At 61.8% G+C, this 16445-nt stretch carries 13 protein-coding genes; 5 read left to right on the top strand and 8 right to left on the bottom strand.

The window, feature by feature from the left end; translation table 11 throughout:
* Window positions 1-143: 143 nt before the first annotated feature.
* Window positions 144-1343, top strand: coding sequence for an MFS transporter (locus BFL40_RS16745; RefSeq protein ID WP_071485034.1), 1200 nt, complete (start codon window positions 144-146; stop codon window positions 1341-1343).
* 247 nt (window positions 1344-1590) lie between these two features.
* A complete protein-coding gene (ilvD, locus tag BFL40_RS16750) occupies window positions 1591-3432 on the top strand; it encodes a dihydroxy-acid dehydratase (RefSeq protein WP_071485035.1) in 1842 nt (613 codons plus the stop codon).
* A gap of 185 nt (window positions 3433-3617) precedes the next feature.
* On the opposite strand, the gene BFL40_RS16755 is transcribed toward ilvD, so the two are convergent.
* Window positions 3618-4676, bottom strand: a complete 1059-nt coding sequence (locus BFL40_RS16755) for an HAD family hydrolase (protein WP_071485036.1) — start codon at window positions 4674-4676, stop codon at window positions 3618-3620.
* A gap of 241 nt (window positions 4677-4917) precedes the next feature.
* Between BFL40_RS16755 and BFL40_RS16760 the strand changes: the two genes are divergently transcribed.
* On the top strand, window positions 4918-6309 hold the full coding sequence (locus tag BFL40_RS16760) for an L-cystine transporter (protein WP_071485037.1): 1392 nt from the start codon (window positions 4918-4920) through the stop codon (window positions 6307-6309).
* A 53-nt stretch (window positions 6310-6362) separates the two neighbouring features.
* Here BFL40_RS16760 and BFL40_RS16765 read toward each other — a convergent pair whose 3' ends face one another.
* The gene (locus tag BFL40_RS16765; RefSeq protein WP_071485038.1) at window positions 6363-6875 is read right to left on the bottom strand and encodes a dihydrofolate reductase; all 513 of its coding nucleotides are present in this window, start codon (window positions 6873-6875) and stop codon (window positions 6363-6365) included.
* Between the two features lie 90 nt (window positions 6876-6965).
* On the opposite strand from BFL40_RS16765, the gene BFL40_RS16770 reads away from it, so the two are divergent.
* Window positions 6966-8345, top strand: coding sequence for a DUF2868 domain-containing protein (locus BFL40_RS16770; protein ID WP_071485039.1), 1380 nt, complete (start codon window positions 6966-6968; stop codon window positions 8343-8345).
* On the top strand, window positions 8338-9705 hold the full coding sequence (locus BFL40_RS16775; RefSeq protein WP_071485040.1) for a DUF3482 domain-containing protein: 1368 nt from the start codon (window positions 8338-8340) through the stop codon (window positions 9703-9705). Before BFL40_RS16770 ends, BFL40_RS16775 begins: the two co-directional genes overlap by 8 nt.
* Here the strand turns inward: BFL40_RS16775 and BFL40_RS16780 are convergent.
* The 6 genes from BFL40_RS16780 to BFL40_RS16805 all read right to left on the bottom strand — a co-directional run bounded on the left by BFL40_RS16780 (window position 9702) and on the right by BFL40_RS16805 (window position 16442).
* Complete coding sequence (locus tag BFL40_RS16780) at window positions 9702-10256, bottom strand: phosphonate degradation HD-domain oxygenase (protein WP_071485041.1); 555 nt, start codon at window positions 10254-10256, stop codon at window positions 9702-9704. The two genes, BFL40_RS16775 and BFL40_RS16780, sit on opposite strands and share 4 nt — an antisense overlap.
* Window positions 10253-11383: a TIGR03364 family FAD-dependent oxidoreductase gene (locus BFL40_RS16785; RefSeq protein ID WP_071485042.1), complete on the bottom strand. Its 1131-nt coding sequence runs from the start codon at window positions 11381-11383 to the stop codon at window positions 10253-10255. Before BFL40_RS16785 ends, BFL40_RS16780 begins: the two co-directional genes overlap by 4 nt.
* Window positions 11384-11507: 124 nt before the next feature.
* A complete protein-coding gene (locus tag BFL40_RS16790) occupies window positions 11508-12524 on the bottom strand; it encodes a putative 2-aminoethylphosphonate ABC transporter substrate-binding protein (RefSeq protein ID WP_071485043.1) in 1017 nt (338 codons plus the stop codon).
* Window positions 12525-12548: 24 nt separating this feature from the next.
* Window positions 12549-14273, bottom strand: coding sequence for a putative 2-aminoethylphosphonate ABC transporter permease subunit (locus BFL40_RS16795; protein ID WP_071485044.1), 1725 nt, complete (start codon window positions 14271-14273; stop codon window positions 12549-12551).
* A gap of 1 nt (window position 14274) precedes the next feature.
* On the bottom strand, window positions 14275-15339 hold the full coding sequence (locus BFL40_RS16800) for a putative 2-aminoethylphosphonate ABC transporter ATP-binding protein (RefSeq protein WP_071485045.1): 1065 nt from the start codon (window positions 15337-15339) through the stop codon (window positions 14275-14277).
* 239 nt (window positions 15340-15578) lie between these two features.
* Entirely contained in the window at window positions 15579-16442 is an 864-nt protein-coding gene (locus BFL40_RS16805) for a LysR family transcriptional regulator (protein ID WP_071485046.1), read from the bottom strand.
* Window positions 16443-16445: the final 3 nt, after the last annotated feature.

Raw genomic sequence — 16445 nt, forward strand, 5'->3', positions numbered from 1 at the left:
GACTCACTGTGGGAATGGGCTTGCCCGTTCCTACAGTGGCAACCTGCAAGACGATGGGAAAAACCTCCCGCACTACTTTTGATTGAATTCCATTTTTCGCAGACTAGTATCGGTTTCTGGTTTTATTCCGGAAAACAAAAACAATGTCTGAGTCCTCCTATTCGCCTCCACTGAGTGGCGACGTAAAACGCCAACAACGCTCTCGCTTCGCCCTCATCACCTGCATTTCTCTGATCAGTTTTTTCCCGATCAATATCCTGCTGCCCTCTTTTCCAGCCCTTGCCGCCAGATTCGATACGCCAACCTCAGAGATCGCACTGTCCATCAGCCTGTTCACGCTGGTGTTTTCTATCTCTCAACTGGTCGCCGGCCCGCTTTCGGATAAATGGGGTCGCAAGGAAGTCCTGATCGGCTGCATCACGCTGTCGATTATCGGGGCGGTCGGTTGCGCGATGGCGTCGGGCTACCTGACCTTCCTGCTGTTTCGCAGCGTGCAGGCCATGGGCTGTGGGTTCTTCGTACTGGGCCACGCGTTGGTAGAAGACCTGTTCGACGAGCAGGACCGCGCCCGAGTACGCCTCTATTACATGACCCTGAGCGGCTCATTCGTCGCGCTGTCACCGCTGATAGGCTCGTGGCTGCAAACCACCTTCAACTGGCAAGGCAGCTTCTACGGCTTTGCGCTGATGGCGTTGGGCATGTTGATCCATGCTCTCTGCATCCTGCCGTCGAAGTCCGCAAGCCCGCACCGCTCCTCTGTATCGATCATCGGCACGCTGAAAGCCGTAGCGGCCAACCGGGACTTCCTGCGCTACTGGTGGATCGCCGCACTGGTGTTCGCCTGCTATTTCGCCCTTATCAGTGTGACGCCGCTGATTTTCATGGATGCACTGAAGCTCTCCGAATATCAGTACGCCATGGTGCTGATGGTGTACGGCGTGGCGTATCTGTTCGGAGGCGTGGCGGCGTCTTTTTTGCAGAAACACATCTCGCTGTCCCGGCAAATCAACACCGGTCTCGGGTTGTTGAGCCTTGCGGGTGTGCTGCTAACGCTGATCATCAGCTTGGATGCCATCACCACCGTGAGCCTGCTAATCCCAATGCTGATCAGCGCCCTGGCCGTCACTCTGGTTCGGCCCGCCGCGATTTCGGCGGCGATGTTGTTGTTCTCCAGCAGCGCAGGCACGGCGGCGTCGGCGGGGAACAGCATCATGTTCCTCACGGCAGCCATCAGCAGTGCGGCCCTTGCACAAACCGGCAGCCATTTGCTGATGACCATTGCCATCAGCTTCATCGTTTTCAGCCTGTGGGGCTGGTTGACGAATGCACGGGTCGGTCGCTAATGCCCTGCCACACGTCCCGTAAGCGCTATCTCCACGCTTAGGGCCATTCCCTCCCGCCGCCAGCGGTGTAGAATCGACGCTATTCATCGCCAGTCATCCCCCGGCGGGTTTATGAGCTCGAGGCCCGAGCGTGCGGCGATCCCGCGACGCGAGTGGCAACTTCCGGACACACGGCCATTTCTGAGTGTTCCTGACGTCAATAGAAGCTCACTCCCTTTTGATACCGATTAGCCGCCCGGAGTGCTCCATGCCAGATTACCGCTCGAAAACATCCACCCACGGCCGCAACATGGCCGGCGCCCGCGCACTGTGGCGTGCCACGGGGATGAAAGATGACGACTTCAAGAAGCCGATCATCGCGATTGCCAACTCATTTACCCAGTTCGTACCGGGCCACGTTCACCTCAAGGACCTGGGCCAACTGGTCGCCCGCGAGATCGAACGCGCGGGCGGCGTGGCGAAAGAATTCAACACCATCGCCGTGGACGACGGCATCGCCATGGGCCATGACGGCATGCTGTACTCCCTGCCGAGCCGCGAGATCATCGCCGACTCCGTGGAATACATGGTCAACGCCCACTGCGCCGACGCCATCGTGTGCATTTCCAACTGCGACAAGATCACCCCCGGCATGCTGATGGCCTCCCTGCGCCTGAACATCCCGGTGATCTTCGTCTCCGGCGGCCCGATGGAAGCCGGCAAGACCAAGCTCGCGTCCCACGGACTCGACCTGGTCGACGCCATGGTCATCGCCGCCGACTCCAGCGCTTCTGACGAGAAGGTCGCGGAATACGAGCGCAGCGCTTGCCCAACCTGCGGTTCGTGCTCAGGCATGTTCACCGCCAACTCGATGAACTGCCTGGTGGAAGCCCTGGGCCTGGCCTTGCCGGGCAACGGTTCCACCCTGGCCACCCACAGCGACCGCGAACAGCTGTTCCTGCAGGCCGGCCGCACCATCGTCGAACTGTGCAAGCGTTACTACCACGACAACGATGAGTCGGTGTTGCCGCGCAATATTGCCAACTTCAAGGCGTTCGAAAACGCCATGACCCTGGACATCGCCATGGGCGGTTCCACCAACACCATCCTGCACTTGCTGGCCGCGGCCCAGGAAGCCGAGATCGATTTCGACCTGCGCGACATCGACCGCCTGTCCCGTCACGTGCCGCAACTGTGCAAGGTCGCGCCGAACATCCAGAAGTACCACATGGAAGACGTGCACCGCGCCGGTGGGATCTTCTCGATCCTCGGCTCGCTGGCCCGTGGCGGCCTGCTGCACACCGACCTGCCGACCGTGCACAGCAAGACCCTCGCCGAAGGCATCGCCAAGTGGGACATCACCCAGACTGACGACGAAGCCGTGCATCACTTCTTCAAGGCCGGCCCGGCGGGCATCCCGACGCAGACTGCGTTCAGCCAGTCGACCCGTTGGGAAACCCTGGATGACGACCGTGAAAACGGCTGCATCCGCAGTGTCGAGCACGCTTACTCGCAAGAAGGCGGCTTGGCCGTGCTGTACGGCAACATCGCCTTGGACGGCTGCGTGGTGAAAACCGCCGGTGTGGACGAGTCGATCCATGTGTTCGAAGGTCGCGCCAAGATCTACGAAAGCCAGGACAGCTCGGTACGCGGCATCCTCGCCGACGAAGTGAAAGAAGGCGACATCGTCATCATTCGCTACGAAGGTCCGAAAGGCGGCCCGGGCATGCAGGAAATGCTCTACCCGACTTCCTACCTGAAATCCAAAGGCCTGGGCAAAGCCTGTGCCCTGCTGACCGACGGCCGCTTCTCCGGTGGCACTTCGGGCCTGTCGATTGGCCACGCTTCGCCAGAAGCCGCTGCCGGCGGTGCGATTGGCCTGGTGCAGGACGGCGACAAGGTGCTGATCGACATTCCGAACCGCTCGATCAACTTGTTGATCAGCGACGAAGAGCTGGCCGCGCGCCGGGTCGAGCAGGACAAGAAAGGCTGGAAGCCGGTCGAGAAGCGTCCGCGCAAAGTCACCACCGCGCTGAAGGCTTACGCCCTGCTGGCCACCAGTGCCGACAAAGGTGCGGTGCGTAACAAGGCGATGCTCGACGGCCTGTAAGGCTCGCCCATAAAAAATGCCCCGCCAAGTGCGGGGCATTTTTTTGACTGTGGACTATCGTTCCCACGCTCCGCGTGGGAATGCATCCAGTGACGCTCCGCGTCACGACCTTCAAAAAAGCAGACGCAGAGCGTCCAGGGCGGCATTCCCACGCAGAGCGTGGGAACGATCAGTCTTAAGACTCTTTACTGGATTTCGTCAGGCTTCACGATCACCCAGTTCTTGTCCGCCGTCACCGGCAACCCTTCTTTGGCTTGCGCGGCCGCGTGTTTGGCCATCATGCCGTTCAGCTGCGTCATGTACTTGTCTTTGCGGTTGACCCACAGGTGCACGCCGCCCTTGGCCACGTCCACATCGTGGAACAGCATATAGCCGTCGCTGGTTGGGGTATCACCGCCTACCAGTACCGGTTTTTTCCATTCGTCGATGTAGGTGAGGATCGCCGCGTGCTTGCCGGCCATCCAGGTCGCCGGGGTCCACAGGTACGGGGTCAGCTCCAGGCCGAGGTTGGCTTTCTCGTCATATTTGCCGGCGGTGATCTGTTTACGCGCGGTGGTCAATTCACCGGTCTTGCGGTCCTTGAGCAGGGTGCTTACGCCGATGACGTTCTCCGGTTTGACGTTGTAGCCGTACTTCGGATCGGCGGCGACCATGCGCACCAGCTCCTCGGATGCGGCGGTCATCACGTACACCTCGATGCCGTTTTCCATCAGCTTGTTGTACAGCTCGGCCTGGCCGGTGAAGACCTTCGGCGGCTGCACGTCCATGTTCTTGACCACATCACCGTCGTAATAGGTGACCGGCACCGGCTTGCCGGACGCCATCATTTCGTCGACGTAGCCTTTGAGTTCCTTGAGGGTGAAGCCGGAAAAGATCTGCGCGACCCATGGGTAGCAGACCATGTCGTCGACTTCGCAGAGGCGGTAGTAGTAGCTGAACAGGCTTTCCTTGTGGTCGGCGGTGTCCTTGAACGGCATCAGCTTCAGGGAAGGGTCCATGGTGTCGCGGGTGATCAGGCCTTTGTTTTCCAGGTAAGGCAGCAAGGACTCTTCGAGGTCGTAGCGGTAGCTGGTGTTGTCCATGTCGAACACCGCGAAGTTACCCTTGTTGGCGTTGGCGGCGATCATTTCGTTCAGTTGCTTGGCGGCAGGCGCCGGCCAGTGCTTCAACTCGGTGGCGGCAATGGCTTGGCTGACGAGGCCAAGACAGAAGGCGGCGGCAAGCAGTTTCGGCGCGAGCTTCATAAGCGTTTTCTCCCTGAGTGAAAGACATCGACGCTAACAAATCTGTATGACAGTTATCGCCCGAGCACGACCGCTTACGTCGTGATTGCGTCAACGACATACGCCTGAACGTCAAACGCTTATTCCAAAAACGACAGTCACCATTCCATATCGGTATTAAATCAATATATTTCAAGCTGTTAGGCTTTCCGGTTCGCAATCGCAGGCTCACGCGATTGGCTGCCTTCTCAACGGAGCTTTAATGAATCTGCCCCTGATTCTCAACTTACTGGTGTTCGTGGCCCTGTTGCTGGGCCTGGCACAAACTCGTCGTACCCACTGGAGCCTCGCCAAGAAGGTTTTATTCGCCCTCGTCCTCGGCGTGGTATTTGGTACCGTGCTGCACACGATTTACGGTGATGGCAACCCGGTCCTCAAGGCCTCCATCGGCTGGTTTGACCTGGTCGGTAACGGGTATGTGCAGTTGCTGCAAATGATCGTGATCCCGCTGGTATTCGCCTCGATCCTCAGTGCCGTGGCGCGTCTGCATAACGCTTCGTCCCTGGGCAAGATCAGCTTCCTGACCATTGGCACTTTGCTGTTCACCACTGCGATTGCGGCGCTGATCGGTATCGGTCTGACCAACCTGTTCGGCCTCACCGCCGAAGGCCTGGTGGCCGGCACCCAGGAAATGGCACGCCTGCAAGTGATCCAGAGCGATTACGCGGGCAAGGTCGCCGACCTGAATATCCCGCAATTGCTGCTGTCGTTCGTCCCGGCGAACCCGTTCGCCGACCTGGCCCGCGCCAAGCCGACGTCGATCATCAGCGTGGTGATTTTCGCTGCGTTCCTGGGGGTTGCCGCGTTGCAACTGCTCAAGGATGACGTGGAAAAAGGCCAAAAAGTGCTCAACGCCATCGACACCCTGCAAGCCTGGGTAATGCGCCTGGTGCGCCTGGTGATGAAGCTGACCCCTTACGGCGTATTGGCGCTGATGACCAAGGTGGTCGCCGGCTCCAACCTGCAAGACATCATCAAGCTCGGCAGTTTCGTCGTGGTGTCCTACCTGGCGTTGGGCCTGATGTTTGTGGTGCACGGCCTGCTGCTGTCGCTTGCCGGGATTAACCCGCTGCGCTTCTTCCGCAAGGTGTGGCCGGTGCTGACCTTTGCCTTCACCAGCCGTTCCAGCGCGGCGGCGATTCCGCTGAGCATTGAAGCGCAGACCCGCCGTTTGGGTATCCCGCAATCCATCGCCGGTTTCGCCGCTTCGTTCGGCGCGACCATCGGCCAGAACGGCTGCGCCGGGCTCTACCCGGCCATGCTGGCGGTGATGGTTGCGCCGACGGTGGGCATCAACCCGCTGGACCCGCTGTGGATCGCGACACTGGTGGCGATTGTGACCCTGAGTTCGGCCGGTGTGGCAGGTGTGGGCGGCGGTGCGACGTTCGCCGCGCTGATCGTACTGCCGGCCATGGGCTTGCCGGTGTCACTGGTGGCGCTGCTGATTTCCGTTGAGCCGCTGATCGACATGGGCCGTACGGCGCTGAACGTGAACGGTTCGATGACGGCGGGCGCGATTACCAGCCAGATCATGGGGCAGACGGATAAGGTGTTGTTGGATGCCGATGAGCATGCTGAGTTAGCTCAGGCCTAGAGCCCTAGATCGTAGATCGTTCCCACGCTCCGCGTGGGAACGATCTTATGTTCTTAGGCTTTTTCCCAAACCTCGAAGTTGTACGCCGGCTTGTCACCCTCAGCCGGGTTCTCCAGGTTCGACACCAGCTTCCACTGGCCCCGATCAAACTCCGGAAACCATGCATCCCCTTCCGGGCTCAACGCCACCCGCGTCAAATACAGGCGGTCCGCCTGCTCCAGCCCCTGCGCATACAACTGCGCACCACCGATCAGCATCAGCTCATTCACGCCCTGCTCCAGCGCCCACGCCTCAGCGCGCTCCACCGCCGCTTCCAATGACGGAAAAACTTCCGCACCTTCAAGCTTAAGATCGGTCTGACGGCTGACCACAATGTTCAAGCGCCCCGGCAACGGTCGCCCCAGGGAGTCCCAGGTCTTGCGCCCCATGATGATCGGCTTGCCGAGCGTGGTGGCCTTGAAATATTTGAAATCCCCCGGCAAATGCCAGGGCATGCTGTTGTCGACGCCGATCACACGGTTTTCACCGAGGGCTGCGATCAGGCTTAAAGGGAGAGTATTTTTCATGGCGACGAGAATACCAGAGCCACGCGCGGCATACCCCAACCGGCTGAACAGCGGTTATGCTCAGACCTCACTTGCTCAACAGGACGGCGCGTGACTGCACTGAACCCCCTGCACAAACTCTGGCTGACAGAAACCGTGCGCCTGCGTGAAGAACACGCCGGCCCCCTGGAAGACCTGGAAGCCAACCGCCTGGCCCGCACGGCCGGTGGCGACTTACCGACGCGCATTCAACAGCGCGCCCTGCACCTGGCCGAGCGCGATGGCCTGACCGCCGCCCTCACCCGCTGGCTGCAAGGTGCGCGTTTGGCGCTGGTGCTGCTGGCGGTGGTGGCCATTGTCAGCGGTGCCGGGCTGGCGTTTGCCGCGCTGGGTAACGGTTTGACCCCGGTGAATGTGTTCTGGGCCCTGGGCAGTCTGCTCGGCTTGAACCTGATCCTGCTGACAAGCTGGGCCCTGGGCCTGTTGTTTGCCGGTGAACACGGCGCCAGCCTGGGGCGACTGTGGTTGTGGCTCAGCGAAAAACTTGCCCGAGATGCCAAGGCCGCACAGTTGGCACCCGCGCTTTTGCTGTTGCTGCAACGCCAGAAGCTCAACCGCTGGGCCGTCGGCATACTGGTCAACAGCCTGTGGTTGCTCGCGTTGCTCAGTGCGATGGTGATTCTGCTGACGCTGCTGGCCACTCGGCGCTACGGCTTTGTGTGGGAAACCACCATCCTTGGCGCCGATACCTTTGTCGCCGTGACCCAGGCCCTCGGCACCTTGCCCGCCCTGCTGGGCTTCAACGTGCCGACGGTCGAGATGATCCGCGCCAGCGGCGACTTCGCCCTCAATATCGAAAGCGCCCGACAAGCCTGGGCCGCGTGGCTGGTAGGCGTGTTGCTGGTCTACGGCCTGCTGCCCCGGTTGATCCTCGCCCTGCTGTGCCTGTGGCGCTGGAAACGCGGGCGCGCCGCACTGCGCCTGGACCTCAACCTGCCCGGTTACAGCCAACTGCGCGAACGCCTGATGCCCAGCAGTGAACGGCTTGGGGTCAACGATGCGGCGCCGGAGCAGTTGCACCACGTCAGCGGCGGCGTCAGCGAATTGGAAAGCGACGGCGCCCTGCTGGTGGCGATCGAGCTGGATGATCAACACCCCTGGCCGCCCAAACTGCCGCACAGTGTAAAAAACGCCGGTATTCTCGATAGCCGCGAATCGCGCAACAAACTGCTGGAACAACTCACCCGCTTCCCACCTGCGCGCCTGGCCATCGCCTGCGACCCGCGCCGCTCACCCGACCGTGGCAGCCTGGCGCTGATCGCCGAGCTGGCGCGCAGTGCCACCGCCACCCGCGTGTGGCTGCTGCAAGCCCCGCCCGGCCAGGCGCTGGATGCCGAGCGCCTGGGCGACTGGCACGCCGCGCTGCAACAACTCGAGTTGCCCTTCGCCGACTGCGCGCCGCTCAATTGGTTGGAGACCGGTCATGACTAAGCCACTGAAACTCGCCGTGGTCGGCCACACCAATGTCGGCAAAACCTCGCTGCTGCGCACGCTGACCCGTGACGTGGGTTTCGGCGAGGTGTCCCATCGCCCCAGCACCACGCGGCATGTCGAAGGCGCGCGTTTGTCGGTCGACGGAGAAGCCTTGCTGGAGCTGTACGACACACCGGGCCTGGAAGATGCCATCGCCCTGCTCGATTACCTGGAACGCCTGGATCGCCCCGGCGAACGCCTCGACGGCCCGGCACGCTTGGCGCGCTTCCTGGAAGGCAGCGAAGCGCGCCAACGGTTCGAACAGGAAGCCAAGGTGCTGCGCCAACTGCTGGCCTCCGACGCCGGCCTGTATGTGATCGACGCCCGCGAACCGGTGCTGGCCAAGTACCGCGATGAGCTGCAAGTGCTCGCCAGTTGCGGCAAGCCATTGCTGCCGGTGCTCAATTTCGTCAGCAGCAGCGACCACCGCGAGCCGGACTGGCGTGAGGCCCTGGCGCGCCTAGGCCTGCATGCGTTGGTGCGTTTCGACAGCGTGGCGCCGCCCGAAGACGGCGAACGTCGGCTGTATGAAAGCCTGGCCCTGCTGCTGGAAAATGCTCGGCCGCAGCTGGAGCGGTTAATTATTGACCAGGAAGCCCAACGCCAGGCCCGCCAGCAAAGCGCCGCGCGGTTGATCGCCGAGCTGCTGATCGACTGCGCCGCCTGCCGCCGCAGCGTGGTCACAGAAGATGAACCGCAAGCCATCAGTGACTTGCGCAAAGCCGTGCGCCAACGTGAGCAAAAGTGCGTTGAAGCCTTGCTCAAACTGTTCGGCTTCCGCCCGCAGGATGCCGCCGCCAGCGACTTGCCGCTGCTGGATGGCCGCTGGGGCGATGACTTGTTCAACCCGGAAACCCTCAAACAACTTGGCGTACGCGTCGGTGGCGGAATCGCCGCAGGTGCAGCGGCCGGTGCCGGTGTGGACCTGCTGGTCGGTGGCCTGACCCTCGGCGCCGCCGCCCTGGCTGGCGCGATTGCCGGTGGTGCGCTGCAAACTGCCCGCAGCTACGGCAGCCGCCTGCTGGGCAAGATCAAGGGCCAACGCGAGCTGACCGTCGACGACAGCGTGTTGCGCCTGCTCGCCCTGCGCCAACGCCAGTTGCTCAAGGCTCTGAACCTGCGTGGCCACGCGGCGATGCACAGCATCAAGGTCGACACACCCCAGGACAAAACCTGGCGTGAAGGCAAACTGCCGGACGCACTGCACAAAGCTCGCGCCCACCCGCAATGGTCGTCGCTCAACCCCCACGCCAAACTCAGCCAAGCTGAGCGCCAGGAGCAGGTCGAAGCCCTGGCCCAGCGCCTCGACGAAACCTAAGCCACCAACACTCGCCGGGCCTTGGCCTTGAGCACTTCCAGGTCGAGCACCGGCACGTGCATTTCCTTGGCCTGTTCGTCCCAGTGGCGCATGCGCAAACTCACGGCGCAGAGTGGGTCCTGCTCGAAGGACTGGGCTTCCTCGGCGTTCATGACGCCGCCCTGGTAAGCCAGGGTGCGGCGGCTGGCTTCGCTCAGGCGGGCGTAATAGCCTGGCTGGCTGAACGTCAGGTAGCGCTTGGCTTGCACGTGATACTCCACCAGCTTTGCCAAGCGTTCGCTGAACCCCACACGGCGCAAATAATCCGCACCCAGCCGCTCATGGCTGACAACGCCATAACCGCCCATGTTCTCGCCGCCCTGGCCGCAAAGATGCCCGATGTCGTGGAAAAACGCGGCCAGCACCACTTCATCGTCAAAGCCTTCGGCCATCGCCCGTTGCGCCGCCTGGGACATATGTTCGATCTGCGACACCGGCTCGCCGATGTAATCCGCCGTACCGTGCCGCTCGTACAAATCGAAGACTTCGGCAATCGCCCGCTCTCGGTTCATGCCGTCGCACCCCACAATGCACGGATGTTTCGCTCGGCCATCGCCGGCCCCACGCTCATGCCCACGCCGGTGTGCATCAACGCCGCACTCACCCCCGGCGCAGCGCGCAGGAACGAAAACGGCCCGAGCCCACGCGAGCCATAGACGCCCTGCCAACGCTCCACCACCTGGATTTTGCAACCCAGGGTCTGCTCGGCCAATTCGATCATCCAGTCATCGACCTGCTCGGCATTGAACGGCGACGCATCGCTGCCGTAGTCATGGGAGTCGCCGATAATCAGCTCGCCATGGGGCGTCGGACTGATCAGCAGGTGAATCCCATGCTCATGCAAATACGGCGCTTCACGCAGGATTTGCGCCTGCACCGGCGCGGCTTCCGGCAGATCGGCAAAGGCGCCGTAGTGCACGCAACTCAATCCGGTCAGCAAGGCGTGTTGCAGGTTGAGATTGACCGCTGGCCGGGCACGCAGCATTTGCAGGCGACAAATACTCGGGTTGAGTTCGGCCATCGATTCGGCCAGCAGGGTTTGGTAATCGTGGCCGGAGCAGACGATGATCTGCTCACCACGAAAGCTGCCTGCCGTGCTGTGCAACTGGCCCGGTTCAACGTCGCGTACCAGGGTGGAAAAGTGAAACTCCACCTTCAACTCACTGCGAAGGTAGTTGATCAGCGCCGGGATCGCCTCCCGCGAATACAGCTGTTGGTCGTCCTTGCCATGCAACGCGGCGCGGTGATGGCGGAACTGGCCGCCATACAAGTCCTTCATCGCCGCGCCTTGCAGCAGTTCGACGTTGTAGCCGTGCGCTTGGGCGCGACCGGCGCAGAAGGCTTCCAACAGATGCTCTTCGGCCTCGGTGCGGGCGAACAGGTACGAGCCATTGCGCTTGAGCTGCAGGCCTGCAACCTGCGCCCAATGGCCCCAGATATCACGGCTTTCCCGCGCGAGGTCGAGCATCGGCCCGGGCGGTTGACCGGTGACCAACGCCTGGCCAAAGTTGCGTACCGAGGCGCCCAACGGTGTGGCGCTGCGCTCGAATACCTTGACCTTGAGGCCGCGCTTGGCGGCCGCATAGGCGTGGGACAAGCCGAGGATGCCGGCGCCGACAATTAACAGATCACTACTCATGCATTCCTCTCGCTCCCCACGCTCCGCGTGGGAATGCATCCTGTGACGTTATGCGTCACGTTTTTCAAGAGCGGACGCAGAGCGTCCTGGCCGGCATTCCCACGCGGAGCGTGGGAACGATCAGTTACTGTTTTTCCGACTTGCCGTCATAGCGCTTGCGCCATTCAGTCAGGATGCTGTCGCGGTTTTTCGAGGCCCAGGCGAAGTCGTTCTTGATCAGCCGCTGCTCGTAGTCAGCCGGCAATTCGGTCTGCGGCTTGGCAATGCCAGGCTGGGCAAGAACAGCGAAGTTGTCCTTGTACAGCTCCATCGCCGCAGGGCTTGCGGAGAAGTCGGCGAGTTTTTTCGCGGCATCCGCGTGGGCTGTGCCCTTGATCACGGCCGTCGCTTCGATGTCCCAACCCAGGCCTTCTTTCGGCAGGATGATGTCCAGCGGTGCGCCCTGGCGCTTGAGTTGAACCGCCGGGTATTCGAACGAAATACCAATCGGGAACTCACCGGATGCCGCCAGCTTGCACGGCTTGGAACCGGAGTGAACGTACTGGCCGATGTTCTGGTGCAGGTCGTCCATGTACTGCCAGCCCTGCTTCTCGCCGAAGGTTTGCAACCAGGCGCTCACGTCCAGGAAGCCGGTGCCGGATGACGCCGGGTTCGGCATCACGATCTTGCCTTTGTACTCAGGCTTGGTCAGGTCTTGCCAGCTCACGGGTTTGGTCAGGCCCTGTTTCTCGGCCTCGACGGTGTTGAAGCAAATGGTGGCGGCCCAGACGTCCATGCCGACCCAGGCTGGCGGGTTGGCGGGGTCGCGGTAGTTCTTGCCAATCTTGTCCAAGTCCTTGGGCGCGTAGTTGTCCAACATGCCCTGCTGGTCGAGGATCGCCAGGCTCGACGCGGCCAGGCCCCACACCACATCGGCTTGCGGGCGATCTTTTTCCGCCAGCAGCTTGGCGGTGATGATGCCGGTGGAGTCGCGTACCCATTTGATTTCGACGTCGGGGTTCTGTTTTTCAAACGCTTGCTTGTAGGTCTTCAACTGCTCGGCTTCAAGGGCCGTGTACACGGTCAACTCGGTTTTGGCGGCGAAGGCATTCAGGCTGAACGCAGTGAGCACAGCAGCGGCTAACGCCAGGGGCTTGAACATGGTGCATTCCTCTAAAGGGCAGGTTTATTGACCGGGCGCGGTTTGGCGCCAAGCTTGGGAGCGGCGCAACGCGCCACGTGATGCCCACGCCAGCAGCAGCGAAACGCCGGCTGAGGTGAACAGGATCAGGGTGGACATGGCCGCGGCGCCGCCCACATTGCCGGCGTCGTCCATGTTCAACACGGCGACGGCGGCGAGGATGGTGTCGGGGCTGTAGAGGAAGATGGCGGCCGACACGGTGGTCATCGCCGACACAAACAGGTAGCGCACGATGTCCAGCAACGCCGGCAGGCAAATCGGCACAGTGACGCGCAAATAGTGGCGGTACAGCGGCGCCTTGAGCGACAGCGCGGCGGCTTCGAACTCGGCGTCCAGTTGGCGCAGGGCCGTGGTGGCGGTCATCTGTGCGGTGGTCAAATAGTGAGCAATGGTGCACACCACCAGCAGGGTCATGGTCCCGTAGAACACATGCAGCGGGTTGCCATTGAGATTGAAAAAGAACACGTAGCCCAGGCCCAGCACCAACCCCGGCACGGCCATCGGCACAAAACTGAGCATGCGCAGCGCCAGGTTCAGGCCTTTCTGGCCCTTGGTCTTTTCCATCAAGTAGGCGCCGGTGAAGATCAGCACGCTGCCGACCAACGCCGTACACAAGGCCATGCTCAGGCTGTTGCGATAGGCCAGCCAACCGCCACCGGCCGTGTCTTCGAACTGGTAGTGGTTGAGCGACAGCGACAGGTTGTAAGGCCAGAACTTCACCAGCGAGGAATACACCGCCATGCCGAACACCAGCAACAACACCGCGCAGATCAGCAGCACGATGGCCAGGTAGCAGCCGTCTCGCAGCCGCGACGGTGCCGGTTGGAACACCTGGGCGCGGCCACTCATGGAGTCGCCGTGACGGCGGCGCAGCCAGGCATCGACACCAAAGCTGAACAGCGCGGGCAACAACAACACCATGCCGATCAACGCACCGCGACCGAACTGTTGCTGGCCGACCACCGCTTTGTAGGCCTCCAGCGCCAGCACCTGATAATCCCCACCGACCACCACGGGCACCCCGAAGTCGGTGATAGTCAGGGTGAACACCAGGCAAAACGCCGCAAACACCGCCTGACGCGTGGCCGGCCAAGTGATGCTGCGAAATGCCCGGGCCGGGCTGGCGCCCATGCTTGAGGCGGCGTCGAACAGACGCGCATCCGCCAATGACAACGCCGACAGCAGAATCATCAAGGCATGCGGAAAGGTGTAGATCACTTCGCCAAGCACAATCCCCCAGAAGCCGTAGATATTGTCCGAGAGTAACCCGCGCAACATGCCCTGGTTACCGAACAGGTAAACCAGCGCAATCCCCGGCAGCATCGACGGCGCCATCAACGGCAGCAGCGACATGCCGCGCCAGATCGCCTTGCCGGGAATCAACGTGCGTTGCAAGGCGTAGGCAAACAGGTAGGCCAGGGGTACGACGATGGCCGCCACGCTGAGGGAAACTTTCAGGCTATTGCCCAGCAGCCAATGGAAGTTGTCGCTGGTGACCAATTCCCGCGCCGCCGCCAAGCCGCCGCCTTGCCCGGCTTCACTGCTGAAGCCGCGCCAGAAGATCGCCAGCAACGGCAGTAGCACGGCCACGCCCAGCAAACACAGCCAGAGCAGCTTGCCGCCGACGACAAAAATGCGGTCGCCCCATTCGGCGCGGGAAACCTGGCGAGCCACGTGGTCGGGTATCGGCAAAGTCATATCGGCGGCCATCTCAGGCAAATACCTGCAGGCTGCGCGGCGGCAAGGCCACCCAGATGTCCTGGGCACCCAGGCGCGGCATGGCCTCCGGGGCCAGCTCGGCCAGCAACGGGTGGCCGGGTAATTGCTCCAGTTCAAAGCTCATGCGACAGCGGTTGCCGAGAAAGGTGATCTCGCGGACCTTGGCCGGGAACAGGTTTTCTTCATGCACCGGCGGATTCACGCTGATGGCTTCCGGGCGACAGAACAAACGGCCGGATTTAGCCACACCCGCATCGTCGGCCAAGCGCATGTTCATCCCGCCGACCTGGGCGTGGCTCGCGCTGTTACGGCTGAATGGCAGCCAGTTGCCCTGGCCGACAAACTCCGCCACGAACGGCGTGGCCGGGCGGTCGTAGATTTCCTGAGGCGTGGCGTATTGCTCGACCTTGCCGTTATTCATCACGGCGATACGGTCGGCCATCAACATGGCTTCGTCCTGGTTGTGGGTAACCATCAGCGTGGTGATGCCCAGGCGCCGTTGCAGTTGGCGCAGCTCGGTACACAGATGCTCACGGACGCGCGCGTCGAGGGCCGACATCGGTTCGTCGAGTAATAACAGCGAAGGTGCCGGCGCCAGGGCCCGGGCCAACGCGACACGTTGTTGCTGGCCGCCAGAGAGTTGGCCGGGGTATTTCTTTTCGCTGCCGACCAGACCTACCAGTTCAAGCATCTGGCCGACGCGCTTGCGCACTTCATCACGGCCACTGCCGGTGAGGCCGTAGCCGATGTTCGCCTCGACGGTAAGGTTGGGAAACAGCGCGTAGGACTGGAACAGAATCCCGTAGTCCCGCGCCTGAGGTGGCAGCAGGGAAACATCCCGGTTGCCCAGGCGAAGTTCACCGCTGTCCTGACGCTCCAGGCCGGCGATGCAGCGCAACAAGGTGGTCTTGCCGCAACCGGACGGGCCCAGCAGGCACACCAGCTCACCGGCGGCGACGTCCAGGGACACGTTGTCCAGCGCGGTAAAGGCGCCGAAGCGTTTCTGGATACCGCGCACCGTCATTGGCGCGCCGGGTTGGGTCAGGGCTGTGTTCATGGAGGCACCTCATCAAACTGATGAAGGCCATGCTAGGCAGGCAATGCGTCCCTGGTGTGGCAGAAAGGCAAAAGGGAGCGATAGTGGTATTCGTGGATTTGTGTAGGACTGATCGTTCCCACGCTCTGCGTGGGAATGCATCCTGTGACGCTCCGCGTCACGACTTCAAGAACGGACGCAGAGCGTCCAGGGCGGCATTCCCACGCAGAGCGTGGGAACGATAGTATTCACAGCGCTCGCTAAAGGGGCGACATTTCCTGTGCCAAGCCTAGAAAAGCCGCAGGAAGACGTGCGCCTTTGCGCTCCTTGAGGCAGTACAAATACTCAGGAATCTGCGGCGCATTCTCGATCGTCAGCACCCGCAACTGCGGATCGTGGGGTACTTCCTGGCGAGCGATAATGCTGATGCCGATGTTACGCAGCACCGCTTCACGAATCGATTCCCGGCTACCGATCTCCAGCAACGGCCCGTAACTCACACCTGCGCCCTGCAACATTTCTTCGGTCAGCCGTCGCGTAGTGGAGCCCGCTTCGCGCATCAACAGCGTATGCCCGGCAAGCGCGCTTAACGGTACATGGTCAAGCTTGGCCAACGGATGGTTGCGATGCACCGCCAGCACCAACGGGTCGGTGCCGAGCACGCGGCGAATCAAGCGAGGGTCTTCTACCAGTTGCGAGGACGCGGCGACATCCACGCGGTAATCATCCAGCGCTTCGAGCACCTGTTGGGAGTTGCCGATTTCTACCGACACCTCCACGTGCGGCAGGCGCTCGCGAAAGGCTTTGACCAAATCGAGGATGTAATACGGCGCCGTCGCGGCAATCCTTAAAGCACCTTGGACCTGGCCGGTGTTGCGCAGGAAAAACTCGATATCCGCTTCCTGTTGCAACAGCGCCTTGACCATCGGCAGCAGACGCGCGCCGTCGTCGCTGACGGTGAGGCGACGGCCGCCGCGGTAGAACAGCTCAACGCCGTATTGGCTTTCCAGGTTGCGAATCTGGGTGGTGACCGTGGGCTGGCTCAGGCCGAGTTTTTTCGCCGCCTGGGTAATGCTGCCCAGGCGGGCGACCATAAAAAACGCCTTCAACTCGGCACTCAGCACACC

Source organism: Pseudomonas costantinii (genome assembly GCF_001870435.1).
Taxonomy (GTDB): Bacteria; Pseudomonadota; Gammaproteobacteria; order Pseudomonadales; family Pseudomonadaceae; genus Aquipseudomonas; species Aquipseudomonas costantinii.